Origin of the sequence: uncultured Friedmanniella sp., from assembly GCF_964244005.1 — a bacterium.
Lineage (GTDB): Bacteria > Actinomycetota > Actinomycetes > Propionibacteriales > Propionibacteriaceae > Microlunatus.
In genome coordinates this window covers 60,518-85,642 of sequence record NZ_CAXTHG010000016.1, presented here as the reverse complement: position 1 = coordinate 85,642, position 25,125 = coordinate 60,518, and the positions used below count along the sequence as shown (strand labels likewise).

Genomic DNA, 25,125 nt, shown 5'->3' with positions numbered 1-25,125 from the left:
CCGATGGCGATGTCTACAGCCGAGCGCGCGCGGCGCGGACGGCGGTCAGCAGCCGCTTCTCCGACACCGGCACCTTCGTCCGCAGTGGCTGGGCGAAGAGCCCGACCCGCAGCTCCTCCAGCAGCCAGCCCACGTCCTCGACGAAGTCCGGCAGTCGGCCCGGCGGCGCCGCGGCGCAGAGCTCGGCGTACGCGTCCTCGCACCGGCTGACGCTCTCCAGCGGCCCACGGTCGCGGGCCGGCGTCGCCAGCAGGGTGTCGGTCCGCGCCCGCGCCGCCTGCAGATAGCGCGGCAGGTCGACGAGGTGCTCGTACCTGGTGGCGGAGAGGAAGCCCGCAAAGACCAGGTTGGCCAGCTGCTCGGTCAGGTCGGCGGCGGCGGCCGGGCTCGTCGCCGCCACCCGCGGTAGCTCGGTCTGCACCGCGCGGAGCCGGCCCAGGATGGTCGCCCCGAGCCGGATGACGTCGCGCATCAGCTCGGCGTTGTCGGCGCGGACCCGGTCGCAGAGGGCCTGGAAACGCTCGGCGTCGCGGACGGGCGTCAGGCCCGAGCGCCGGACGAGCTGCCCCACCGAGGCCAGCCGGGCGTCGGCTAGCAGGGCCGGTACCGAGGCGTACGGGCTGGTGCCCAGCGCAAGCTTGTCGGCGTTGCCGAGGTGGGCGATCACCCACTTCGTCGGGTCGGGGGTGCCGAGCAGCACGAGCCGTCGCAGTCCCGCTCCCTGGCTGACCGCCTGCCGGGCCGGCGTGTCGAGGACCACGACGCCAACCGTCGAACCCTCGTCGACCAGGGCCGGATAGCCGACGACGTCGTGGCCGCCGCGGCTCAGCTGCACCTGTTCGGGCAGCTCGCCGAAGTCCCAGGTCGTCGCGCCGGTCCGGGTGTGCGCGGCGGCCGCCGAGGACAGGGTCCGGCTGACCTGGGCGGCCAGCTCGGCCTTGAGCTCGAGCAGGTCGTCGCCGGTGCCGAGCACGGCCGGGATCCGCGCGCTGCTGTCGGCCACGACGTCCAGGTGCACCCGCAGGTGGGGCGGCACGGCGTCCAGCCGCCACTCCGCCGCCGGCACGATCTCGCCGGTGAGGGCCCGCAGCGCCCGACCGAGCGCCAGCGGCAGCGACTCGTCCGCGCTCCCGGGGTGCTGGGCCAGCCAGCCCAGCGCGCGGGCGGCGAACTCGGGGGCCGGAACGAACGCGCGCCGCGTCGCCTTGGGCAGCGAGCGGATCAGCTCGGTCGCGAGCTCGGAGCGCAGGCCGGGCACCTGCCAGCTGAACGGAGCCGGGTCGAGCTGGTTCAACACCGAGACCGGGATCCGGACGGTCACCCCGTCCCGGGGGTTCGCCGGCTCGAAGACGTACTCCACCTCGAGCACGTGAGTGGCCCCGGCTCGCCCGGGCACGGTCCAGGTGTCGGGGAAGCCCTCGGTGTCGAGCTGGTCGGCGGAGGCGGTGGTGAGGTCGTCGAGGGTCAGGGTGAGCAGGTCCGGGGTGACGTGCCGGGCCTTCTTCCACCAGCCGTCGAAGTGCGCGACCGAGGTCACCTCGGCCGGCACCCGGGCGTCGTAGAAGGCGAAGATGGTGTCGTCGTCCACCACCAGGTCGCGCCGGCGCGCCCGTTCCTCGAGCGCTTCGGCCTCGGTCCGCAGCGCCTGGTTGTCCCGGTAGAAGTGGTGCCGGGTGCGCCACTGGCCCTCCACCAGCGCCGACCGCAGGAAGATCGCCCTGGCTTCCGCCGGGTTGACCCGCCCGTACGCGACCGGCCGGCGCGCGATGATGGGGACGCCGTAGAGCGTGACCTGCTCGTAGGCGAGCACCGACCCGGAGCGGGCCGACCAGTGCGGCTCGGAGTAGGAACGCTTGAGCAGGTGGGCGCCGACCTCCTCGACCTGTTCGGCGCGGATGCCCGCGGCCGTCCGGGCCCAGAGCCGGGTCGTCTCCACGATCTCGGCGGCCATCACCAGCGGCGGCTGGCTGCGGGCGACGCTGGAGCCGGGGTTGATCGCGAACTTGGTGCCGCGCGCTCCCAGGTACTCCCGGGCGGGCGCGCGTCCCTTCCGGCGGCCACCCGCCTTGGGCTCGTCGCGGACGTCGGCCAGCCCGACGTGGGACAGCAGACCGGTGAGCACGGCCGTGTGGACGCGTCCGGGGTCGGCCGGTTCGACGTTGCGGTTCAGGCCCAGGTCGCGGGTGATCTGCTTGAGCTGGCTGTGCAGGTCCTGCCACTCCCGGATCCGCAGGAAGTGCAGGTACTCCTCGCGGCACAGCCGACGGAAGGCGTTGCCGGACAGCTCGTGCTGGCGGTCGCGCAGGTAGTCCCAGAGCCGCAGCAGGGCCACGAAGTCGCTGCCGTCGGGGTCGGGGCCGGCGTCTGTCCCCTTGGTCGCGGCGTCCGCGCTCGGATCAGGAGCGGACGCCCAGAAGCGGCGGTGCAGCGTATCGGCGGCGTCGCGGTGCTCGGCCGGACGCTCCCGCGGGTCCTGGATGCTCAGCCCGGAGACGATCACCAGCACCTCGCGCAGACAGCCCTGGCGTTCGGCGGCCAACAGCATCCGGCCCATCCGCGGGTCGACCGGGATGGCGGCGAGCCGGCGGCCGACCTCGGTCAGCCGGGGCTTGGTCCGCGCCCCGCCCTCGGCCAGCGCACCCAGCTCCTCGAGCAGCCGCAGCCCGTCGCTGATCTGGGTGCTGTCGGGCGGCTCGACGAACGGGAAGGCTGCGACGTCACCCAGGTCGGCGGCGGTCATCTGCAGGATGACCGAGGCGAGGTTGGTCCGCAGGATCTCCGGCTCGGTGAACTCCGGCCGGGCGGCGAAGTCCTCCTCGTCGTACAGCCGGATCGCCACGCCGGGCGCCACCCGGCCGCAACGGCCGGACCGCTGGTTGGCCGAGGCTTGGGAGACCGGCTCGATCGGCAGCCGTTGCACCTTGGTGCGCGGGGAGTAGCGCGAGATCCGGGCCGTGCCCGCGTCGATGACGTAGCGGATACCGGGGACGGTCAGCGAGGTCTCGGCGACGTTGGTGGCGAGCACGATCCGCCGGGCGCCCTGCTTGTCGCTCCCCTTGCCGTCAACACCGTGGGACTGGAACACCCGGTGCTGCTCGGCGGCCGACAGGCGCGCGTAGAGCGGCAGCACTTCAGTGGCGCGCAGCTTCAGCCCGGCGATGGCTTCGGCGGTGTCGCGGATCTCGCGCTCGCCGGAGAGGAACACCAAGATGTCGCCGCCGCCGAGCGCACTCAGCTCCTGCACCGCGGCCGTGATGCCCGCGATCTGGTCGACCTCGCCGCCGCGGTCGGGCTGGAGCAGCGGCCGGTAGCGGACCTCGACCGGGAACGTCCGGCCCGAGATCTCGATGATCGGGGCGCCGACCCCGTCCTCGCCGGCGAAGTGCAGCGAGAAGCGGTCGGTGTCGATGGTGGCCGAGGTGACGATCACCTTCAGCTCGGGGCGCCGGGCGAGCAGCTGCTTGAGGTAACCGAGCAGGAAGTCGATGTTGAGGCTGCGCTCGTGCGCTTCGTCGATGATGATCGTGTCGTAGCGGCGCAGGTCGCGGTCGTGGGCGATCTCGGCCAGCAGCACGCCGTCGGTCATCACCTTGAGCCGGGTGGCGCGGCCGGCGAGTCGGGTGAAGCGGACCTGGTAGCCGACCAGGTCGCCCAGGGTGGTGTGCAGCTCCTCGGCGATCCGCTCGGCAACGGTCCGGGCGGCGATCCGGCGGGGCTGGGTGTGGCCGATCGAGCGGCGGCCGAGCTCGAGGCAGATCTTGGGCAGCTGGGTGGTCTTGCCCGAACCGGTCTCCCCGGCCACGATCACGACCTGGGAGTCGCGGATGGTCGCGGCGATCTCGTCGTGCCAGGCGGTGATCGGCAGCGCGGGGTCAAAGGAGATCGCGGGCTCGGACGAAACGCCGGGCTGGTCCTCCACGGGGGTGGGCGGGACCGCCGGGCTGGACATCTGCCCCACTCTACCGAGCGGTGATCAACGCCAGGCCGGGTCGAACCGGAGCCTCAGCCGTCGTAGTCGCTGAAGGTCGTCCGCCCGTTGAGCTTGGCCGCCAGCTCCTCGTCGATCCCGTCGGCCACCTCGGAGAGAATGCGGACGGCCTGCCGCAGGTGCTCGGCGACGAACGGGCGGGCCAGCACCGACAGGCTGACGAAGACGCGGTCCCGGACGAGCTGGAACTTGACCCAGCGCGCCTCCACGTTGAGGTCGTTGAGCACCTCGGCAGCACGGGAGCGGCCGGCGATGTCGTGCACCACCGCGGCGAAGACCACCACCTCCTGGCCGTCGGGGGAGGTGCGCAGGAAGAGCATGGTCGAACCCACCCGGATGGCCACGTCGCCCTCGCCGTCGCGCATCGGCGGGTGGCCGTACAACGCGGTCAGCTCGGCGTCGACCAGCGCGTTCAGGCGTTCCCGGGCCCCGGGCTCCACCGCCGCACGGACGGCGGGTACGGCCTCGGTCGGCTCACCGGGGGTCGGCCCGCGCAGCACCTCGGCCAGCTGGTCAGGAGCGAGGAACACCGGGTGCGTGACGCCGAAGATGTCACGCAGAGCCGCGACCGCCAGCCCGGCTATCTGCTCGCAGCGGTCCTGGGTGTCCTCCACCCAGAAGTTCGGGGTGGGAACGGGGCCGTCGGTGGCGGGTTCGTGCCAGCCGAGCGCGGTCATCGACGCCAGCTGCTCCTCACTCAGCCGAAAGCTGGGGCCGAGCGTCGCGTTGCTCGCCGCCTCGCAGCGCACCCGGTCCCGGCCCGGCGCACTGAAGCGGAGGAAGGGACCAGCGCCGTCGCCCACGGACTCGGCGTTGATGGTGAGGTCCGCCGAGTCGTCCATCATCGAGATCACCTCGCTGAGCCGCGTCTGGAAGCCGGCCCAGGCCTCAGCGGTGCTGCGGTCGAGATCAAAGTCATCCATCCACGTACCTCCTGCGCACCGAACCTAGCGCACGACAGCTGTGGCGCCTGTCCAACGCCTGCCCGTACGGCTGCGGCCGTGCCTAGGGTAGGACCACCACGACCCGAAGGACCTCGGATGCCCTCAGCCTGCCGCACCGCCCGATGGCCAGACGCATGACCGGACAGCCCTACCTGCCAGCCGTGCCCCCGGGCCCCGGCCTGGTCGGCCCCGTCCCGCGCACCCTGCTGCGTCGGCGGACCTCGGCGCTGACCTGGGTGGCGATGATCATCCTCGGCGTCGGCGCGCTCGTGGTCGCGCTGCTCATCCTCTACACCGGCGGTCCGATCGGGGCGCTCGTCACGACGGTGCTGGCCGCCATCTCGTTCCCGCTGCTGATCGCGGTCTGTTTCTGGCTCGACCGCTACGAGCCGGAACCCGCCCGCTACCGGATCGCGGCTCTCGGCTGGGGCGCCGTGATCGCGGTGATCCTCAGCTTCGTGGCCGAGCAGCTGCTCTTCTCGCTGCCCGGGACGAGCGACTTCACCGACACCGCCATCCTCGCGCCGCTGGTCGAGGAGCTCGGGAAGGGCCTGTTCCTGGTCGTCGTGCTGCTGCTGCGCCGCAACCAGGTGCACGGGCTGCTGGACGGGATCGTCTACGCCGGCCTGGTCGGCATCGGCTTCGCCTTCGTCGAGGACATCCTCTACTACACCTCCGCGCTCAGCGAGGGCGGCGGTGCCGGTCTGACCGTCACCTTCGTGCTCCGCGGCGTGATGAGCCCCTTCGCGCACCCGCTCTTCACCTCAGCGACCGGCATCGGCATCGGCATCGCCGCGTCGACCAGGCGGCCGGTCCTGCGCTGGCTCGCGCCGCTGACGGGGTACGTGGTCGCCGCCGTGCTGCACGGCATCTGGAACGGCAGCAGCTTCTGGGGCTCCCGCGGTTTTCTGGTCGCCTACGCCGCGGTGTTCCTGCCGCTGCTGGCGGTGGTGCTGTTCGTCGGCGTGTGGGCGCGGATCCGGGAGGGGCGGATGCTGCGGTCCGGGCTGGAGCAGACCGCCGACCTCGGCTGGAACACCCGCGACGAGATCCGCTGGATCGCCACGCTGTCGGACCGGATCTCCTCCCGCGGGTATGCCCGGCGGAGGGCCGGCAAGCCCGCTGCGGAAGCGTTACGGGCCTATCAGCAGACGATGACCGAGATCGCGTTCCTGCACCTGCGGGCCCTCGACGGGACCGCGCCCCGCGACGTCAACCAGCGGATGGGCGCCCTGCTGCAGCACGCCGGCGAGCTCCGCCCCTACGTCATCCTGCCGCCGCCGCTGCCGGCCGTCCGGGGCTACGGCGGACCTCCGCCGGGATCGTGGGGCGCACCCCCGGGACCGCCCCCGTTCGGGCCGTCGCCGTACGGGCCGTCACCGTACGGGCCCCCGCCCTCCGCGCCGTCGCCGTACGGCCCACCGCCGTCGGGGCCGTGGCCACCGTCGGCCTGAGGACCCGGTCTCGCCGGTCGCTGGCTCGGGCGGGCCGACGGACCAATCTCGCGATCCTGCTGCTGGTCGTCGGCGCGCTGCTGAGCGGTGGCCTGCTCTTTTCCGCCGGCACGCCTGGCCCGGCGACGGCGGCGCGGCTCGCGCACGGTCTGGTCGGGGTCGGCCTGATCGTGCTGGTGCCGTGGAAGACCGCGATCATCTGGCGCGCGAGCCGGTTGCGGGTGGCCAGCCTCGCGCTGCTCGCGCTGGTGCTGACCTGTCTGGTGTCCGGCTTCGTGCAGGTCTTCGGCGGCTACGGCCTGCTGCTCGGCATCAGTCCCATCCAGGTGCACGTGGGAGCGGCGCTGGTGCTGGTCTTCTTCCTGGTGGTGCACGCGGTGCGGCACTGGCCGGTGAGCCTGCGCCGCAGCGACCTGTCCCGGCGGCGGCTGCTGACCACCGGCACGTTCAGCGTCGCCGCGGGCGCGGTCTACGGAGCGGCCGAGCTGGTCGGCCGGGTCACCGGGTCCCCCGCCGCGACCCGGCTCACCACCGGGTCGCACCCCTTGGCGCCGGCCGACATCCCGGCCACCATCTGGCTGTTCGACCGCGTCCCTGACCTCGACCCGAGCACCCACCGGGTGCTGGTGGCCGGCGCCAGCCTGAGCCGGGCCGACCTCGAGGCCCTGGCCGGCCCGGTCCGGGCCCGGCTGGACTGCACGAGCGGCTGGTACGCCGACGCCACCTGGACCGGCGTCCCGCTCACCGCGCTGCTCGACCCAGACACCCTCGCGGCCGCCGCGAGCGTCGAGGTCTGCAGCGTCACCGGCTACTCCCGGCGTTTCCCTACGGACGAGGCCTCGAAGCTGTGGCTGGCGACCAGGCTCGAAGGCAGATCCCTGTCCGCCGGTCAGGGCGCCCCCGTACGGCTCGTCGCGCCTGGTCGCCGCGGTTTCTGGTGGGTCAAGTGGGTGGCCGCGGTCGAGCTGAGCGACCGACCCGCGACGCTGACCCCGCCGTTCCCGCTGCAGTAGCGACGCCGCTCTTGCGGGCTCGGGCGCCGGGCGGGAGGCTGTGGCCATGAGCTTCGCGGTGAGTGCGGCGGCGTACCACCGCTTCATGGGCCGATTCTCCGAGCCGCTCGCCGAACAGTTCGTCGCCGTCGTCGGGCTGCGCCCCGGTCAACGAGCCCTGGACGTCGGCTGCGGGCCGGGTGCCCTGACCGCTCCTCTCGTCGCCGCGCTGGGCCCCGACGCCGTCAGCGCGGTCGACCCGTCGCCGACCTTCGTCACCGCGGCCCAGCAGCGCTTCCCCGGCCTGGACGTCCGCCAAGGGACCGCCGAGCACCTCGACTGGCCCGACGACACCTTCGACGCCGCGTTCGCCCAGCTGGTGGTGCACTTCATGACCGACCCCGTCGCGGGTCTGCGCGAGATGGGCCGGGTCACCCGACCGGGCGGCGTGGTCGCGGCTTGTGTCTGGAAGCACGGCGGTGGCGGCGGCCCGATCGACACCTTCTGGCGCGCGGCGCTCGAGCTCGACCCGGACGCCCCAGACGAGGCCGACCTGGCCGGTTCGCGCGAGGGCCACCTGGCGACGCTCTGCGAGGCCGCCGGTCTGGTCGAGGTCGAGGCCTCGACGCTCGCCGTCGAAGCCGCCTTCACCGGGTTCGACGACTGGTGGTCGGGCTACACGCTGGGGATCGGTCCGGCCGGTGCGTACGTCCGCGACCTCGACGAGTCCGCCCGTGCCCGGCTCCGGGAGCGGTGTGCCGATATTCTGCCGGCCGGCCCTTTCGTGCTGCCCGCCGCCGCCTGGTGCGTCCGAGCGCAGGTGCCGGGAGCGACCTGAGCCTGACGCAAGCACGTAGGTCCCGAGATCACGCCACGACAGGGGTTGCCGTTTCCGACGGCAACCCCCGCCGCCACCAGGCTTGCTCACGTCCACCGCGTTGTTGCGGCGGAAGCAACTGTGCCCAGTTTCAGCTGCAGCCGCTGGTCGAGCCGCAGCCCTCGCAGACGTAGCAGGAACCGCTCGGACGCATCTTCGTCCCGCAGGTCAGGCACAGCGGGGCGTCGACACTGGTACCGGTGAGGGACTCGAACAGCTCCGAGGTCGTCCGAGCCGTCGCCGGGGCGGGCTTGGCCGCCGCGATCTCGGGCTCGTCGAGCAGGTCGGTGTTGACGTTGTCACCGGCGTCGTTCTTCAGCGACTCGGCTTCGGTGACCTCCTCCTCCGGCAGGTAGGAGCCAGTCTCGACCTGGCGGGCCCGCTCGGTGGCGGTGTAGATGCCGAGCTCGGCCCGCTCGTCGAAGGACAGGTAGTCCAGCGCCAGCCGGCGGAAGATGTAGTCCATGATCGACTGCGCCATCCGGATGTCGGAGTCGTCGGTCAGACCGGCCGGCTCGAACTTCAGGTTGGTGAACTTCTGCACGAAGGTCTCCAGCGGCACGCCGTACTGCAGACCGATCGACACTGCGATCGAGAAGGCGTCCATCACTCCGGCCAGCGTCGAGCCCTGCTTGCCGAGCTTCAGGAAGACCTCACCCAGACCGTCGTCAGGGTAGGAGCCCGAGGTCATGTAGCCCTCGGCGCCGCCGACGGAGAACGAGGTGGTGAGGCTGGGCCGCGACTTCGGCAGCCGCTTGCGGGTCGGCTTGTAGACCACCCGCTCGACCACGGTCGGCTCGGCCGGCGTCTCGACCGCCACCGGCTCGGCCTTCTTGCCGCCGTCGCTGAGCGGCTGACCGACCTTGCAGTTGTCACGGTAGACCGCGAGCGCCTTCAGACCGTACTTCCAGCCCTGCAGGTAGACGTCGGCGATCTCCTCGACGCTGGCGCTCTCGGGCAGGTTGACGGTCTTGGAGATCGCGCCGGACAGGAACGGCTGGGCCGCCGCCATCATCCGGACGTGACCCATGGGCTTGATCGACCGGGCGCCCATCGCGGTGTCGAAGACCTCGTAGTGCTCGAGCTTGAGGCCGGGGGCGTCGATGACGTGGCCGTGCTCGGCGATGAACTCGACGATGGCCTCGACCGTCTCGGTCGCGTAGCCCATCCGCCGCAGCGCCCGCGGGATCGTCTGGTTGACGATCTGCATCGAGCCGCCGCCGACGAGCTTCTTGAACTTGACCAGCGAGAAGTCCGGCTCGATGCCGGTGGTGTCGCAGTCCATCATGAAGCCGATGGTCCCGGTCGGCGCCAGCACCGAGGCCTGGGCGTTGCGGTAGCCGTTGGTCTCGCCGAGCTTGATCACGGCGTCCCAGGCGCGGGTGGCCCGCTGCTGGACGTGGGTGTCGAGCGAGCCGACCGTCCGCAGCGAGTCGTTCGCGGCCTGGTGCTTACGCATCACCCGCTTGTGAGCGTCGGCGTTGCGGGCGTAGCCGGCGTACGGGCCGACGATCGCGGCCAGCTCGGCCGAGCGCCGGTAGGAGGTGCCGGTCATCAGCGAGGTGACCGCCGCGGCGAAGGCGCGGCCGCCGTCGGAGTCGTAGCCGTGGCCGGTGGCCATCAGCAGCGCGCCGAGATTGGCGTAGCCGATGCCGAGCTGGCGGAAGTCGCGGGTGGTCTGGCCGATCGACTCGGTCGGGAAGTCGGCGAAGCAGATCGAGATGTCCATCGCGGTGATGATCAGCTCGACAGCCTGCTCGAACTTCGCGGCGTCGAAGCTGTCGTCGTCGGTCAGGAACTTCAGCAGGTTGAGGCTGGCGAGGTTGCAGGAGGAGTTGTCCAGGCTCATGTACTCCGAGCACGGGTTGGACGCGGTGATCCGGCCCGACTCCGGCGTGGTGTGCCAGTCGTTGATCGTGTCGTCGTACTGGATGCCCGGGTCGGCGCAGGCCCACGCGGCCTGGGCGATCTTGCCCCACAGCTCGCGCGCCTGGACGGTCTCGATCACCGAGCCGTCGGTGCGCGACCGCAGCCCGAACTCACGACCGTCCTCGACGGCGCGCATGAACTCGTCGTTGACCCGGACGGAGTTGTTGGCGTTCTGGTACTGGACCGAGGTGATGTCCTTGCCGCCGAGGTCCATGTCGAAGCCGGCGTCGCGCAGGGCGCGGATCTTGTTCTCCTCGTTCGCCTTGGTCTCGATGAACTCCTCGATGTCGGGGTGGTCGACATCGAGGACGACCATCTTGGCCGCGCGGCGGGTGGCGCCGCCGGACTTGATGGTGCCCGCACTGGCGTCCGCACCGCGCATGAACGAGACCGGGCCGGAGGCGGTGCCGCCGGAGCTGAGCAGCTCCTTGGACGACCGGATCCGGGACAGGTTGAGCCCGGCGCCCGAGCCGCCCTTGAAGATGAAGCCTTCTTCGCGGTACCAGTTCAGGATCGAGTCCATCGAGTCGTCGACGCTCAGGATGAAGCAGGCGCTGACCTGCTGCGGGGACTGCGTCCCGACGTTGAACCAGACGGGTGAGTTGAAGGAGAAGTACTGGTGCAGCAGCATCCAGGTGATCTCGTGCTCGAAGACCTCCGCGTCGGCCGGGGTCGCGAAGTAGCCGTGCTCCTCCCCCGCCTGCCGGTAGGTGTGCACGACCCGGTCGATGAGCTGACGCAGACCCTGCTCGCGCGCAGCCGAGCCGAGAGCGCCGCGGAAGTACTTGGTGGTGACGATCGTCGAGGCGTTGACGCTCCAGAAGTCGGGAAACTCGACCGCCTTCTGCTCGAAGACGACCTCTCCGGTCTTCCAGTTCGTCTGGACGACGTCACGCCGCTCCCACACGACGTCGTCGTAGGGGTGGACGCCCTCGGTGGTGAAGACGCGGTCGATGGTCAAGCCGGCGGTCTTGCCGCGGCCGGACTTCCGTGCGTCGGTGCGTCCGTTCCCCGAACGGGCCAACTCAGTCATGTGGTGCCTTCCTGGTGCTGCCCGGCGATGAGCCGGACGGGTCTGACGGTGGATTTCCCGAGTGCTGGTGCCGGCTGAGCCGACGGGTCGAGCTGGTTCTGACGAAGTGGAACCGGGGCTGGGCTCGCGCGGGCCTTCCCCGGCCACGCGAACCCTGCCCCGGGGTCTAGGGGAGGGTGCCGGGCTACGGCGGGCTCTTGCGGCCCCGGCTGAGCCGGTGCGGGGTGAAGGTCGCAACCTTGGCGTCGGCCGCGGGAGCAGGGATGAGGGGTTCGATACCGATCGGCTCCTGCTCGACGCGCAGCAGCGCGATCTCGGCCTCGAAGTCGTCAACGGAGCGGAACTGGCGGTACACGCTGGCGAAGCGAAGGTAGGCCACCTGGTCGAGGTCACGCAGCGGCCCCAGGATGGCGACGCCGACCTCGTCGGCCGGTACCTCCGGCTGACCTGAGGCCCGCAGCGAGTCCTCCACCAGCTGGCCGAGCCGGGCGAGCTGGTCCTCGGTCACCGGCCGGCCCTTGCAGGCCTTGCGGACCCCGCTGATGACCTTGTCGCGGCCGAAGGGCTCGACGACGCCGCTGCGCTTCACGACCACGAGCTGCATCTGTTCGACCGTGGTGAAGCGTCGCTCACATGAGGGGCACTGACGACGCCGACGGATGCTGCCGCCGTCTTCGGCGGTCCGGGAGTCCAGCACCTTGGAGTCGTTGTACCGACAGTAGGGACAGTGCACGGCAGGACTCCTTTCTGCTGGGTGATCGGCATGCTGGGGTGGTCGGCGCGCTGGGTGGTCAGCGCCCCGCCCTGAAGGTGCTGGGCGCTGACGGAAACCGCTTCTGGGGACAAGGCTGTGGAGATGGTGTGGACGAGCCTGTGGATCAGTGTGCACAAGCAACCACTACCTGTGGATGAACGACACCACTGTAACTACTAGATGTAGAGAGGGTACGTCCGTCGTGGGATGGGAGCAAGGGGGAACGGACGTGTCCGCGTGTCGTGCTGCGTTCGCGGTCCCACACACGCGCGGGCGCCCCCGCGACCGCCACCAGCGACCGCCCGGTCACACCTGGTGTCGTCGACCCGGGGCTGGCGGTATCGGCTGGTCAGAGCAGGTTGCGGACCGCGACGTCCACCGCAGCGGCGCCGAGCCCGAGCACGAGCCACCGGGTCAGGGAGACCGCCCTGAGGCGCGCGGACCAGGCGACCGGCAACCGGACGGCCGGTCCGCCGAGCACCTCGGCCGTCCAGAGGAGGGCCAGGACGCCGAGGAGGGCAAGTCCCACCAGCACCACGGGGTTGGCCGCGAACGCCGAGAGGAGGTGGCCGTGCAGCAGAGCGCTGCCGAGCCGCGTACCGCCGCAGAACGGACACTGCCAACCGGTGAGGGCAAGGAAGGGGCAGGCCAACCCGACGCCGGTGGTGGCGTAGAGGGCGCTGAGGCCGACGCCGCCGGCGCCGAACCCGCCCGCCCACGCGAGCCCGCGGGACGCCCGGAAGGGCCGGCTCGAGTAACGGACGGCGACCACCAAGCCATTCTGCCCTCTTGGAGCCTGCGACACGAGCCGCTCGTCAGCTCAGGGCAGCGACGGCGGGGCCGAGGCGACCAGGGACACGCTCGGGCCCTGATAACGGTCTCCGGTGACCCGGACGGCGGTCAGACCCACCACGGCCAGCGCGGCCGTCACGATCACGAGCCCGGTCACCAGCACCAGCGCAATCGCCCGCTCAGTGAGCCGCCATTGCGCCGGACGCACGACAGGCTGCGGAGCGGACGTCCGGCAGCTCTGGGCTGCCGCCGTGCCGGCCCGCGTGATGACCGGCGTGTCGAGGGGGCGGGTCGGGCGGGCGCGGGGAGCCGTCCGTCGACCGTCCCGGTGAGCCGGGCGCGGCCGCGTGCTGCGACCAGGCGCCGCCACCGGTGCACCGGACGACTGCTCAGCCCGCGGCGCCCGAGGCTGCTGACGCTCGGGTGCACGTGCCTCGAGGGTGCTGACGGTCATGGCCGAACTCCTCTGACGATGTCGAACGGACGTTCGATAGAACGTGTGTTTGATTCATACCGCATTGGGCGCGCGTTGCCAAGAGCATGGGAACGCGTGTTCGAACGAAAAAGCTGCCCGAGGGTCGGCTGCGGTCTGGGCCGACGGGGTGATCTGGTCATGGCTCGAGACAACCAGGAGCCACTGACAAAAATCGCTCGAGCGTCGATCGGCCCCGGTCGGGCGCAGGTTCCGAGCTGCCAGCCACCCCTCCGACCGGAGGAAAAACAGCCGCGACACGCCTCGAACAGGTGTTTGAATTTGTCAGGGCCACGTTCTAATGTCAGCCGCATGGCAGACCACGACGCTCCTTCCACTCCTTCCGACGGCGGCCCACAGACGCCGAAGCGCAAGCGCGGCCGTCCGAGCGCGGCCGACATCGAGGCCCAGCTCGCCAGCGCTCCCAGCGTCCGTCCGCTGCCCGACGGGCCGGTCGACGGGCACGGGCTGACCCGCCGGCAGCGGCGCATCCTCGAGGTGATCAAGCACGCCGTCGACTCCCGCGGCTACCCGCCGAGCATCCGTGAGATGGCCGACTCGGTCGGCCTGGCCAGCTCCTCCAGCGTGGCCCACCAGCTGAAGGTGCTCGAGCAGAAGGGCTTCCTGCGACGCGACCCGCACCGGCCGCGGGCGCTGGAGGTGCTGCTGCCCACCGAGGTGGACGCCGTCAGCGAGGGCAGCCTCAGCGGCTCCGGCTCCGAGCGCGACTTCGACCCGACCGGGTCAGGGGACGCGTACCCGGCGGCGGTGCACGTGCCGGTCCTCGGTCGGATCGCCGCGGGCGGCCCCATCCTGGCCGAGGAGCGTATCGAGGACGTGTTCGCCCTGCCTCGCCAGCTGATCGGCGAGGGCACCATGTTCCTGTTGGAGGTCCGTGGCGACTCGATGATCGACGCCGCCATCTGCGACCGGGACTGGGTGGTGGTGCGGCAGCAGCCGACCGCCGACAACGGCGACATCGTGGCCGCGCTGCTGGACAACGAGGCGACGGTCAAGACGTTCAAGCGCACCGACGGCCAGGTCTGGCTGATGCCGCACAACCCGGCCTACGACCCCATCGACGGCAACCACGCCTCGATCCTCGGCAAGGTCGTGGCCGTCCTGCGCAAGCTCTGACCTTTCGACCCGGCACCCGCAGGTCCGGTCCGGCCGGTCAGTCCTCGCCGGCAAGCCGTTGTAGGGCCTGGATGACGGTCTCGCGCTCCCCCGTCTGCCACATCGGGGGCATCGAGGCCTGCAGATAGCTGCCGTAGCGAGCGGTGGTCAGCCGCGGGTCCAGCACGGCGACGACCCCGCGGTCGGTCGTCCGTCGGATCAGCCGACCCGAACCCTGCGCCAGCAACAGGGCGGCGTGGGTGGCGGCGACGGCCATGAAGCCGTTGCCGCCCGCCTCGGCCACCGCGCGTTGCCGCGCCAGGGTGAGCGGTTCGTCCGGCCGCGGGAAGGGGATCCGGTCGATGATGACCAGCGAGCAGGTGGCCCCGGGGACGTCGACGCCCTGCCACAGCGAGAGCGTCCCGAACAGGCTGGTCTCCTCCTCGGCCACGAATCTGCGGGTCAACTCCGACAGCTGGGCGTCGCCCTGGCAGAGCACGGTCAGCTTCGGCAGCTGCTTGCGCACGTGCACCGCGGCCGCTTCCGCCGCTCGCCGCGAGGAGAACAACCCGAGCGTGCGCCCGCCGGCCGCCCAGACCAGCTCGGCGATCTCGGCGAGGGTCTCACTCGCCATCCCGTCCCGGCCCGGCTGCGGCAGGGACCGGGCCACGTACAAGATCCCCTGACGGCGGTAGTCGAACGGCGAGCCGACGTCGAGCCCGCGCCACCGCTCGACCTCGGACTCGTTCTTCTCGGGACGCGACGCCGAACCGCCCGGGACAGCGACACTGTCGTCGCGCTCGGTGGGGAGCAGACCGAGGGTGCCGGCCACCTGGTCGAAGTCGCCCCCGAGCTTGAGGGTGGCCGAGGTGAGGATGGCCGTGTGCTCGCCGAAGACGCTGCCGCGCATCAGCCCGGCCACGGTCAGCGGTGCGACCCGGGCCTCGCGGCCGAACCGCTCCCGCTCCGTGACCCAGACGACGTCGGTCGCGTGGAGTCCCGCCATCCGCTCAGCGACGTCGAGGATCTCCTTGACCGCCGCCGCCGCCTGACGCCGGTCCGGGTCCTGCCCCTCGGCCGTCCCGGTCAGCGCCGTCACGGCGGCACGAGCCGCGGCCCGGACGGCGGCGCAGGCTGTGACGAAGGCGGAGTCGGGATCCTCGACCCGCTCCAGCGGGGTCGCGTCGAGGGCGTTCCGCAGCGTATCGGCCGACTCGAGCAGCGCCAGGCCGGTGTCGTCGTCGAGGTGAGTGAGGGCGCGGCGGGCGACCCGCTCGATCTGTGGCGGCGACAGCTCGGCGGAAGCGGCCCCGGTGACCCGGGCGACGAGCTCGTGGGCCTCGTCGATGACCACCGCCGAGTGCTCGGGCAGCGCGGTGCCACCGTGCATCGCGTTGATGGCGAGCAACGCGTGGTTGGTCACGACCAGGTCAGCGGCCCGCGCCACCTCACGCGACTTCTCCACCAGGCACGCGTCACCGTACGGGCAGCGCTGGACGCCGAGGCATTCCCGTGCCGGGATCGACACCTGCTGCCAGCCCCGCTCGGTGTGCGAGGGTGCCTTGTCCCGGTCGGCGACGCCACCAGAGGCCGCCTCGGACTCGACCCACTCCCGCAGGGTCACCACCTCGGCGCCGAGCGCCGACTCGGGGGTGGCCAGCGGTGAGCCGGCGATCGTCTCGCGGAGCTCAGCGGCGGAGATGAGGGTGCTCTGGTCCCCGGTACCGCCGTCGCGGACGCGCAGCAGGCAGGCGTAGTTGGTCCGGCCCTTGAGGATCGCGTGGCTCGGCCGGATCCCGGTGACGGACTCGACGGCGTCCAGAGCGGCCGGGATGTCGTTGTCCGCCAGCTGCGACTGCAGCGCCAGCGTCGCCGTGGCCACCACGATCCGCTCCCGGCCACGGGCCAGCCGGACCAGGATCGGCGCCAGGTAGCCCAGCGACTTACCGGTGCCCGTCCCGGCCTGGACCAGCAGGTGCCGGCCCGTGGTCAGGGCGTCGTCGACCGCATCGGCCATCGCGACCTGACCGGGCCGTTCGGACCCGCCGATCGCCTGGACCGCCGCCACCAGGACGTCGCGGTGCCCGGTCGCGGGCTTCGTGGCGGGGGCGGGACTCACCTCAGAACTCTAACGTCGGCGGCCCGCGCCGCCCGGCTGACGAGCCTCGCTGTGGACAGCGTGACGGGGCCGCCAGCCCTGTGGACAGGGACGGGCCCTTGAGCGAAGCGCAACCTCTTCGAGGCCAACCAAGCTCAGGACGCGTCAGCTGGTGGCGGCGAGCGCGTACGGGGCGAGGTCGCCGGCGAGCGAGCCCTGGACGCGGGCGGTGACCAGCGTGCCCGTCCCGGTGTGCTCCAGGGTGGTGATCTCCCCCGCCTGGTGGATGCGGTTGAGCAGGTCGCCTCGCTCGTAGGGCAGCAGCACCCGCACCGACACCTCCGGCCGCGGCAACCGGCTCTCGACGACCGCGCGGACCTCGTCGAGGCCCTGGCCGGTCCGGGCGGACGCGGTCACCGCTCCCGGGTAGGTGGTGCGTAGCGTGGTCAGCACGGCCGGGTCGGCGGCGTCGGCCTTGTTCAGCACGATCTGCTCCGGGACGTCTCCGGCCCCGATGTCGGCGAGCACGGCGCGGACCGCACTGATCTGGCCGTCGGGGTCGGGGTCGGAGGCGTCGACGACGTGCACGAGCAGGTCGGCCTGGGCCGACTCCTCCAGCGTGGAGGCGAAGGCCTCGATCAGGTCGTGCGGCAGGTGCCGGACGAAGCCGACGGTGTCGGTGAGGGTGTAGACGCGACCGTCGGCGGTGGTGCTGCGCCGCGTGGTCGGGTCGAGGGTGGCGAAGAGGGCGTCCTCGACGAGCACGCCCGCCCCGGTGAGCCGGTTCAGCAGGCTGGACTTGCCGGCGTTGGTGTAGCCGACGATAGCGACCGAAGGCACCTCGTGCCGGCGGCGTTCGGCCCGCTTGGTCTCGCGCGTGCCGTCCATCTCGCGCAGCGTGGCGCGCAGCTTGGCGATCCGGCTGTTGATCCGTCGGCGGTCGGTCTCGATCTTGGTCTCACCAGGTCCGCGGCCACCGATTCCGGCGCCACCGGCCGCGCGGCCACCTACCTGCCGCGACAGGTTGCCACCCCAGCCGCGGAGCCGTTGCTTGAGGTAGTTGAGCTGGGCCAGCTCGACCTGCGCCTTGCCCTCGGCGCTTTGGGCGTGAGCAGCAAAGATGTCGAGGATCAGGGCCGTCCGGTCGATCACCTTGACCTTGACCTTGTCCTCGAGGTTGCGCAGCTGGGCCGGGCTCAGCTCGCCGTCGCAGATCACGGTGTCGGCCCCGGTCGCCACCACGACCTCGCGCAGCTCCTCGACCTTGCCGCTGCCGATGTAGGTGGCAGGGTCGGGCCGGCCGCGGCGCTGGATCAGGCCCTCGAGGATCTGCGACCCAGCGGTCTCGGCGAGCAGCTTGAGCTCGGCGAGGGAGTTCTCGGCGTCCTGGGCAGTGCCGGTGGCCCAGACGCTGACCAGGACGACCCGTTCGAGCAGCAGCTGGCGGTACTCGACCTCGCTGATGTCCGCGAGCTCGGTGGACATGCCCGCCACCCGGCGTAGGGAGATCCGGTCGGCGAGGTCTTGCTGGTCACCGTCGTAGTGGTCGTCGTCGGGGGCGTCCGAGGCCGACGCGGCGGCCGCTCGACCGGCGCGGGTGAACTCCGGGTGCTCCCGAGGGTCCAGCCGTTCGATCAACAGGTCGTCGCCCGTCTCGTCGGTGGGGCGTGCGGCCGTGGGCTCAGGAGCTGTCATGTTCTGTCCAGGCTCTCATGCACCGCCAAGACCCGGCCAGCCGTTTTGGTCCTCGGGCCGAGGCGGTCCGGGCTCAGAACAGCGTGTACCCGCCGTCGATGACCAGCACCTCACCGGTCATGAACGAGGAGGCGGCCGAAGCCAGGAAGACCACGCTGGGGCCGAGCTCGGCCGGCATCGCGTAGCGCTGCATGGGCGCGTCCTCGATCCAGTTCCGGCGGAACTCGGGATTGTCGACCGGCGCCATCTCCGTCTTGATGTAGCCCGGAGCGAGCGCGTTCACGCGTACGCCGGAGGGGGCCCACTCCGCGGCCAACGACCGGGTCAGCTGGTGCACGGCGGCCTTGGAGGCGTTGTAGCCCGGCTGGTGCTGGGGGCGGTTGACGATCATCGCCGAGATCGAGCCGATGTTGACGATCGCCCCGCTGCCCTGGGCGACCATGACCCGACCGAACGCCTGGGCGCAGTTCCAGACCCCCGTCACGTTCACGTCCAGCACCGTCTGCCACTCCTGGGGGGTGACCTCCAGCGCCGGCCGGTGGACGCAGGTACCGGCGTTGTTGACCAGCACGTCGACGTGCCCGAAGGCGGCGACCGCGTCGGCAGCGGCCCGGTTGACCTCCTCGAGGTCGGTGACGTCGGCGGTCACCACGGCCCCCCGCACGCCGAGCGCCTCGACCTCGGCCAAGGCGCCGGCCGCAGCGGCCGCGTCACGGACGAGCAGCACGATGTCGCTGCCCGCCTCGGCGAGCGCGGTCACCAGCGCCCGGCCGATGCCGCGGTTCGCCCCGGTCACCACCGACACCTGGCCGGCGAGTGAGAACGTGTCCAGTACAGCCATCTACCCCTCCTCGGGCACGGTCACCTGGCCGGAGGCGACGAGCACCGCCGGCCCGGTGAGATAGGCCTGGTCGTCGGCGAGCTCGACCTCGACCGATCCCCCAGGCACATCGACACGATAGGTGACCGGCAGCGGGGTCGTGTCCGCCGTGTGGACCCGGCTCGCGGCCGCAGCGGCGACGGTGCCGGTGCCACAGGACCGGGTCTCCCCCACGCCGCGCTCGTGCACCCGCAGCTGCAGGTGCCGCGGCCCGAGCTCGCGGACGAACTCGAGGTTGACCCCGTCCGGGAACGTCTCGGCCGGGTAGCGCGGCGCAGCGTGCAGGTCCAGCCGGGCCGGATCGTCCACGAAGCTCACCGCATGGGGGTTGCCGACGTCGGCCGGCAGGGCCGCGAAGGTCTCACCGTCAGCGGTGCTGACCGTCACCGTCGCCTCGGCCGCGCCCACCGTGACCGGCCCCATCGAGACGCGGATGCGGCCGTCGCTGAGCGCCGTCGCCTGCTGCATCCCGGCCCGGGTGGCGATGGCGACCGTCGGTCCAGACGCCAGGTCGGCGTCGAACAGGAAACGCGCAAAGACGCGCAACCCGTTGCCGCACATCTCGGCGACCGAGCCGTCGGCGTTGCGGTAGTCCATGAACCAGGTCGAGCCGTCGCCGTCCCAGCCGGGCCCCCCGACCTCGTCCTGCATGTGCCGGACCGCGACGGCACGCAGCAGTCCGTCGGCTCCGAGGCCGGCTCGGCGGTCGCACAGGTAGCGGACCTCGGCGGGGCCGATGTGCAGCGCCGCGTCCCGGTCCAGCAGCACGACGAAGTCGTTCTCGGTCCCGTGCCCCTTGGTGAAGGACCATCTGCGCATGGGTTCAGTCTCCCATCGCCGACGAGGTTGCCCGGGCGCCGTCCGCGGCGCCGATGCCGTCCCCCTGGGGTCCGGCGAGCGCGTACGCCGCCTCGACCAGGTCGGACCGGTCCCAGTCCAGCCACCGGATCCGGGCGTCGGGGCGGAACCAGCCGTCCTGACGGCGGGCAAACCGTCGGGTGCCGGCCACCGTCTGCTGCTGCGCCTCCTCATCGCTCAGCTCGCCGTCGAGGTGAGCGAGCAGCTGGCGGTAGCCGAGCGCCCGAGACGCCGTCACCCCGTCGCGCAGCCCGGGGCGCTGAGCGGCCAGCCGCTGGACCTCGCCGACGAAGCCGGCCTCCCACATCGCCGCCACCCGCGCGGCGATCCGGGCGTCGAGAGCGGGACGGGCGATCCGGAGCCCCACCTGGACCACGTCGGGCAGCAGGTAGCGGTGAGCGGGCAGCCTCGCCGCGTACGGTCGGCCGGTCAGCGCGATCACCTCCAGCGCCCGGACGATCCGGCGACCGTTCGCGGGCTCGATCCGGGCTGCCGCCACCGGGTCCACCGCCCTCAGCCGCGCGTGCAGCGCTTCCGACCCGGACGCCGCGAGCTCATCCTCGAGCCGGCCGCGGGCGGCCGCGTCGGTGCCGGGGAAGGAGAAGTCGTCGACGACCGCCCGGACGTAGAGCGCGGAGCCGCCGACCACCACCGGCACCACCCCGCGCGCTCGGCAGTCCGCGATCGCGGCGCGGGCGAGCACCTGGAACTGCGCGACGGTCGCCGTCTGGTGCGGGTCGAGGACGTCCAGCAGGTGGTGCGGGACGCCGGCGCGCTCGGCTGCGGAGGGCTTGGCTGTCCCGATGTCCATGCCGCGGTAGACCAGCATCGAGTCGGCGTTCACCACCTCCGCCGGCTGCCCTGCAGCCGCGTAGCGCTGGGCGAGCCGGACGGCAAGGGTCGACTTGCCGACGGCCGTCGGACCCACCAGCACCACGGTCACGGGACCCAGTCTCGCCCACCCCGGCAGCGGCCAGCACGTGCTGGTGGATCTTGCCCCGACGGCCGGCAGAGGGCAAAGTAGTGGGGTCCGTCCCCCGGCACCCATCAGCACGACGACGAGAGGCGGTCCCGCATGGGCATCTTCGACAAGGCCAAGGACGCCCTGAGCGCTCACCCCGACCAGGTCAGCTCAGCCCTCGACAAGCTGGCCGACGTGGCGGACGAGCGCACCGGCAACAAGCACACCGAGCAGATCGACAAGGGCGTCGGCGCCGCGAAGGAGCGTCTCGACGACGTCCTGCGCCGCGACCACCCGCCGGCCTGACCCGCCCGCTGCCCCTGCCGGGCGGGCGCTCAGCCCGTCTGGCAGGCGGCGGCCGGAGCCAGCGGAGCCGGGACGCCGACCGACGGCAGGCCCAGTCCGACCGCCGCTCGCGTGGGCATGGCCCGGCGACCCTCCCAGGCGTCCCCGCCACGCGTCCGGCGCAGGCCGGCCAGACCGCCGTCGGCGTTCAGGTGGTGCGGGGCGGCGTAGGTGATCGTGGTCTGAGCCAGGTCCCCAGGCCGAGGCCGCAGCGCCGGGTCCTCCGGGACGGCGACGTGCACCAGCCGGTTGTCCCGGGCCCGGCCCGACATCCGCGCGGTCGCGGCGTCCTTCCGGCCCTCGCCGTCGGCGAACATCACCTCGACCTCGGTGCCGACCAGCCGCCGGTTCTCCTGCCAGGCCATCTCCTTGACCAGCGTGGTCAGCCGTTCGTAACGCTCCTGCACGACCGGCTTGGGCACCTGGTCGGGCATGGTGGCCGCGGGCGTGCCCGCGCGGATCGAGTACTGGAAGGTGAAGGCCGCGGCAAAGCGGGAGGCGGCGGCGACGTCCAGGGTGGCCTGGAAGTCGGCCTCGGTCTCACCCGGGAAGCCCACGATGATGTCGGTGGTGATCGCGGCGTGCGGCATCGCGGCCCGGACCCGGTCCAGGATCGCCAGGTAGCGCTCGCTGCGGTAGGAACGGCGCATCGCGCGGAGCACCGCGTCCGACCCGGACTGCAGGGGCATGTGCAGCTGCGGCATCACGTTCGGCGTCTCCGCCATGGCCGCGATCACGTCGTCGGTGAAGTCCTTGGGGTGCGGTGAGGTGAACCGCACCCGTTCCAGGCCCTCGACCTGCCCGCAGGCACGCAATAGCTTGGCGAAAGCGGCCCGGTCGCCGAACTCCACCCCGTAGGCGTTGACGTTCTGACCCAGCAGCGTCACCTCCTGCACGCCCTCGGCCACCAGCATCTCGATCTCGGCCAGGACGTCGCCCGGTCGCCGGTCGGTCTCCCGGCCCCGCAGCGACGGAACGATGCAGAAGGTGCAGGTGTTGTTGCAGCCGACGCTGACCGACACCCAGGCGGCATAGGGGGACTCCCGTCGCGTGGGCAGGTTGGACGGGAAGGTCTGCAGCGCCTCCTCGATCTCGACCTGGGCCTCGCGCTCGATCCGCGCTCGCTCGAGCAGCACCGGTAGCGACCCGATGTTGTGGGTACCGAAGACCACGTCGACCCACGGGGCGCGGCGGACGATGTCGCCGCGGTCCTTCTGGGCCAGGCAGCCGCCGACGGCGATCTGCATGCCGGGCGTCGTGTTCTTGGTCGCCAACAGATGACCGAGGCTGCCGTAGAGCTTGTTGTCGGCGTTCTCCCGCACCGCACAGGTGTTGAACACGACCACGTCAGCGGCGGCGCCGTCCTCAGCCGGTCGGTAGCCCGCCGTCTCGAGCAGCCCGGCCAGCCGTTCGGAGTCGTGGACGTTCATCTGGCAGCCGTGGGTGCGGATCTGGTACGTCCGGCCCTCCACGGGAGCCGCGCTGAGGGCGGAAGGGGATACGAGGGTTGTCATGACGCGGACCAGCCTAACGGCCGGCCACCGCTGGACCAGCCGAGGAAGCTGCAGCATAGAGTCCTGACTCGTGACCAACCCCACGGGTGAGCAGTACGAGATCGTCTCCGGCGAGCACCGCGCCGTCATCACCGAGGTGGGCGCCACCTTACGGACCTACACCGTCGAGGGCCGCCACGTCGTCCGGGGTTTCGAGGCCCACGAGGTGATCAAGGGCGGCCGCGGGATGCAGCTGCTGCCCTGGCCGAACCGGATCCGCGACGGCCGCTACCCCTTCGACGGCACCACCCAGCAGCTGGCCCTGACCGAGCCGAAACGGCACAACGCGATCCACGGACTCGCCCGGCACGTCGTGTGGACGGTCACCGAGCAGGCGGCGGACGCGATCACCCAGCGGGTGCGGATCTATCCGCAGTCGGGCTGGCCCGGCACGATCGAGGCGACCGTCACCCACCAGGTGAGCGAGCGCGGTCTGCAGGTCACCGTCCGGGCGACGAACATCGGCTCCACCGACGTGCCCTTCGGCTACGCCAGCCACCCCTACCTCACTGTCGGCGAGGAGACCGTCGACGACGTCTCGATCACGGTGCCGGCGGCCTCGTACCTGGAGGTCGACGACCGGTTGCTACCCGTCCGCGTCTCCCCGGTCGACGGGCTGCCCGAGGACCTGCGCAGCGGCGCGCCGCTCGGCCCGACGAACCTGGACACCGCCTACACCGACCTCGAGCGGGACGAGGACGGACGCTGGCGGGTCAGGCTCGCCCTCGGTGATCGGCAGGCCGAGCTCTGGGGCGACTCGACGATGACCTGGATCCAGATCTTCACCGGCGAGAGCTTCCGCAACCTCTCGATCGCCGTCGAACCGATGACGTGCGGCCCGGACGCGTTCAACCCGGGCCCCACCCACGAGGGCATGATCGTGCTCGCACCCGGCAAGAGCTACACCGGGCGCTGGGGTGTGACGGGCCAGTAAATCCCAACCACTGCCTCCGTCATCACGTGGCGAGCGGCCAAGAATCGGTCTTTCTCCTGAGCACAAGGCTGCTGGCCGTCGTCGGGGTGGTGTTTCTGGCTTTTCAACCTGTCCGCGCAGGAGACGGTGCTCGAGAACGTGACCCTCGGGCCGACCATGGTGCGGCGTAGGAGCGCGGACGAGGCGAGGCTCCGAGGCGTGGAGCCGCTGACGCGGGTCGGCGTGGAGACCCAGGCCGACTACGAGAGCGCCGACAGTCCGGCGACCAGGCGGTCCACGTCGTCGTCGTCGGTATACGGAGCCAGCCCCACCCGGACGGCTCCCCGGTCGCCTAGCCCGAGGTGCCGCGAGGCCTCGATCGCGTAGAAGTGCCCGGCGGGGGCGTTGACCCCGACGGCGGCGAGCCGCTCGGCCACCACCGCAGCGGGGGTGCCCGGCAGGTCGAAGAGCAGGGTCGACGTCCGGTGCCGCGCTCGGCTGTAGACGGTCGCACCGAGGTCGGCCAGCGCCTGCTCCAGCCGACCGGTCAGCCGGTCCTCCTGCTGCTCGACGGCGGCCAGGGACGCCTGCAGGTGCTCGCGCCGGCTCTCCCCGGAGGGGGCCAGCTGGGCGAGGTAGTCCACGGCCGCGGTCGCGCCGGCCAGCAGCTCGTACGGTAGGGTGCCCAGCTCGAACCGCTCCGGCACGACGTCAGCGGAGGGCAGCAGCTTGGCCGGGTGCAGGGTCGCCAGCAGCGCCGGGTCGGCGACCAGGATGCCGTGGTGGGGACCACAGAACTTGTACGGCGAACAGACGAAGAAGTCGCAGCCGAGGGCAGCGAGGTCGACCACCGCGTGGGCCGCGTAGTGCACGCCGTCCACCCAGAACAGGGCGCCAGCCGTGTGCACGGCAGCGGCCACCGCCGCGACGTCGGGCTTGGTGCCCAACAGGTTGCTGGCGGCGGTCAAGGCGACCAGCCGGGTGCGGTCGGTGAGCACGTCGGCGACCCGCGCGGGGTCGAGCTCAGCGGTGGTGGGGTCGAAGTCGACCCAGCGGACCACGGCTCCGCGTTCCTCGGCGGCGAGCACCCAGGGCCGGATGTTCGCGTCATGGTCGAGCCGGCTCACCACCACCTCGTCCCCTGGCGACCAGGTGGCGGCCAGCGTACGGGCGAAGTCGAAGGTCAAGGACGTGGCGCTACGCCCGAAGACCACCCCCTCGGGACGGCCGGCGACAAGGTCGGCCACCGCGGCCCGGGCTTCGACGACGATGGTCTCGGCGTTGCGTTGCGCCTGGTTGCCGTGCCCGCGGTTGGCCAGCGGCTCGGCCAGCGCCCGGCTGATCGCCTCGATCACCGGCGTCGGCGTCTGGGTGCCGCCCGGGGAGTCGAAGTGAGCGAGGCCAGCGGCCAGGGCCGGAAAGTCGGGCCGGATCTGAGCGGGCCGGAACTGAACGGGGTCGAAGGACACGT

19 protein-coding genes are annotated in these 25,125 nt (G+C 71.8%); 6 read left to right on the top strand and 13 right to left on the bottom strand.

Features of this window, described 5'->3' with window-relative positions:
* Positions 1 to 13 precede the first annotated feature (13 nt).
* Positions 14 to 3,949, bottom strand: coding sequence for an ATP-dependent RNA helicase HrpA (gene hrpA, locus ACFE76_RS11945; RefSeq protein ID WP_375431977.1), 3,936 nt, complete (start codon positions 3,947 to 3,949; stop codon positions 14 to 16).
* Between the two features lie 53 nt (positions 3,950 to 4,002).
* The gene (locus tag ACFE76_RS11940) at positions 4,003 to 4,911 is read right to left on the bottom strand and encodes a hypothetical protein (RefSeq protein WP_375431976.1); all 909 of its coding nucleotides are present in this window, start codon (positions 4,909 to 4,911) and stop codon (positions 4,003 to 4,005) included.
* Positions 4,912 to 5,054: 143 nt separating this feature from the next.
* On the opposite strand from ACFE76_RS11940, the gene ACFE76_RS11935 reads away from it, so the two are divergent.
* Genes ACFE76_RS11935 through ACFE76_RS11925 form a run of 3 tightly spaced genes read left to right on the top strand, consistent with a single transcriptional unit; the run spans position 5,055 to position 8,216 of the window.
* Positions 5,055 to 6,386: a PrsW family intramembrane metalloprotease gene (locus tag ACFE76_RS11935; protein ID WP_375431975.1), complete on the top strand. Its 1,332-nt coding sequence runs from the start codon at positions 5,055 to 5,057 to the stop codon at positions 6,384 to 6,386.
* Positions 6,368 to 7,399: a molybdopterin-dependent oxidoreductase gene (locus ACFE76_RS11930; protein WP_375431974.1), complete on the top strand. Its 1,032-nt coding sequence runs from the start codon at positions 6,368 to 6,370 to the stop codon at positions 7,397 to 7,399. Before ACFE76_RS11935 ends, ACFE76_RS11930 begins: the two co-directional genes overlap by 19 nt.
* A 46-nt stretch (positions 7,400 to 7,445) precedes the next feature.
* A complete protein-coding gene (locus ACFE76_RS11925; protein ID WP_375431973.1) occupies positions 7,446 to 8,216 on the top strand; it encodes a class I SAM-dependent methyltransferase in 771 nt (256 codons plus the stop codon).
* A 130-nt stretch (positions 8,217 to 8,346) separates the two neighbouring features.
* Here ACFE76_RS11925 and ACFE76_RS11920 read toward each other — a convergent pair whose 3' ends face one another.
* The 4 genes from ACFE76_RS11920 to ACFE76_RS11905 form a co-directional block, all read right to left on the bottom strand.
* Positions 8,347 to 11,217, bottom strand: coding sequence for a vitamin B12-dependent ribonucleotide reductase (locus ACFE76_RS11920; protein WP_375431972.1), 2,871 nt, complete (start codon positions 11,215 to 11,217; stop codon positions 8,347 to 8,349).
* Positions 11,218 to 11,401: 184 nt separating this feature from the next.
* Entirely contained in the window at positions 11,402 to 11,950 is a 549-nt protein-coding gene (gene nrdR / locus ACFE76_RS11915) for a transcriptional regulator NrdR (RefSeq protein WP_375431971.1), read from the bottom strand.
* A 370-nt stretch (positions 11,951 to 12,320) separates the two neighbouring features.
* On the bottom strand, positions 12,321 to 12,743 hold the full coding sequence (locus ACFE76_RS11910) for a DUF2752 domain-containing protein (protein ID WP_375431970.1): 423 nt from the start codon (positions 12,741 to 12,743) through the stop codon (positions 12,321 to 12,323).
* Positions 12,744 to 12,791: 48 nt separating this feature from the next.
* Entirely contained in the window at positions 12,792 to 13,217 is a 426-nt protein-coding gene (locus tag ACFE76_RS11905) for a hypothetical protein (protein WP_375431969.1), read from the bottom strand.
* Between the two features lie 330 nt (positions 13,218 to 13,547).
* Here ACFE76_RS11905 and lexA point away from each other — a divergent pair, with 330 nt between their 5' ends.
* Entirely contained in the window at positions 13,548 to 14,372 is an 825-nt protein-coding gene (gene lexA / locus ACFE76_RS11900) for a transcriptional repressor LexA (protein WP_375431968.1), read from the top strand.
* 37 nt (positions 14,373 to 14,409) lie between these two features.
* Here lexA and ACFE76_RS11895 read toward each other — a convergent pair whose 3' ends face one another.
* The 5 genes from ACFE76_RS11895 to miaA all read right to left on the bottom strand — a co-directional run bounded on the left by ACFE76_RS11895 (position 14,410) and on the right by miaA (position 20,816).
* Positions 14,410 to 16,368, bottom strand: a complete 1,959-nt coding sequence (locus ACFE76_RS11895) for an ATP-dependent DNA helicase (RefSeq protein WP_375431995.1) — start codon at positions 16,366 to 16,368, stop codon at positions 14,410 to 14,412.
* Positions 16,369 to 16,614: 246 nt separating this feature from the next.
* Positions 16,615 to 18,144, bottom strand: a complete 1,530-nt coding sequence (hflX, locus tag ACFE76_RS11890; RefSeq protein ID WP_375431967.1) for a GTPase HflX — start codon at positions 18,142 to 18,144, stop codon at positions 16,615 to 16,617.
* A 73-nt stretch (positions 18,145 to 18,217) separates the two neighbouring features.
* Positions 18,218 to 18,985, bottom strand: coding sequence for an SDR family oxidoreductase (locus ACFE76_RS11885; protein WP_375431966.1), 768 nt, complete (start codon positions 18,983 to 18,985; stop codon positions 18,218 to 18,220).
* Positions 18,986 to 19,843, bottom strand: coding sequence for a diaminopimelate epimerase (gene dapF / locus ACFE76_RS11880; RefSeq protein WP_375431965.1), 858 nt, complete (start codon positions 19,841 to 19,843; stop codon positions 18,986 to 18,988).
* Between the two features lie 4 nt (positions 19,844 to 19,847).
* Entirely contained in the window at positions 19,848 to 20,816 is a 969-nt protein-coding gene (miaA, locus tag ACFE76_RS11875; RefSeq protein ID WP_375431994.1) for a tRNA (adenosine(37)-N6)-dimethylallyltransferase MiaA, read from the bottom strand.
* Between the two features lie 141 nt (positions 20,817 to 20,957).
* Here miaA and ACFE76_RS11870 point away from each other — a divergent pair, with 141 nt between their 5' ends.
* Positions 20,958 to 21,149, top strand: a complete 192-nt coding sequence (locus ACFE76_RS11870) for an antitoxin (protein ID WP_375431964.1) — start codon at positions 20,958 to 20,960, stop codon at positions 21,147 to 21,149.
* Between the two features lie 29 nt (positions 21,150 to 21,178).
* Here the strand turns inward: ACFE76_RS11870 and miaB are convergent, their stop codons facing one another.
* Positions 21,179 to 22,702, bottom strand: a complete 1,524-nt coding sequence (miaB, locus tag ACFE76_RS11865; RefSeq protein ID WP_375431963.1) for a tRNA (N6-isopentenyl adenosine(37)-C2)-methylthiotransferase MiaB — start codon at positions 22,700 to 22,702, stop codon at positions 21,179 to 21,181.
* A 70-nt stretch (positions 22,703 to 22,772) separates the two neighbouring features.
* Here miaB and ACFE76_RS11860 point away from each other — a divergent pair, with 70 nt between their 5' ends.
* The gene (locus tag ACFE76_RS11860) at positions 22,773 to 23,675 is read left to right on the top strand and encodes an aldose 1-epimerase family protein (RefSeq protein ID WP_375431962.1); all 903 of its coding nucleotides are present in this window, start codon (positions 22,773 to 22,775) and stop codon (positions 23,673 to 23,675) included.
* A 239-nt stretch (positions 23,676 to 23,914) separates the two neighbouring features.
* Here the strand turns inward: ACFE76_RS11860 and ACFE76_RS11855 are convergent, their stop codons facing one another.
* Complete coding sequence (locus ACFE76_RS11855) at positions 23,915 to 25,123, bottom strand: cysteine desulfurase-like protein (RefSeq protein WP_375431961.1); 1,209 nt, start codon at positions 25,121 to 25,123, stop codon at positions 23,915 to 23,917.
* Between the last annotated feature and the right edge of the window lie 2 nt (positions 25,124 to 25,125).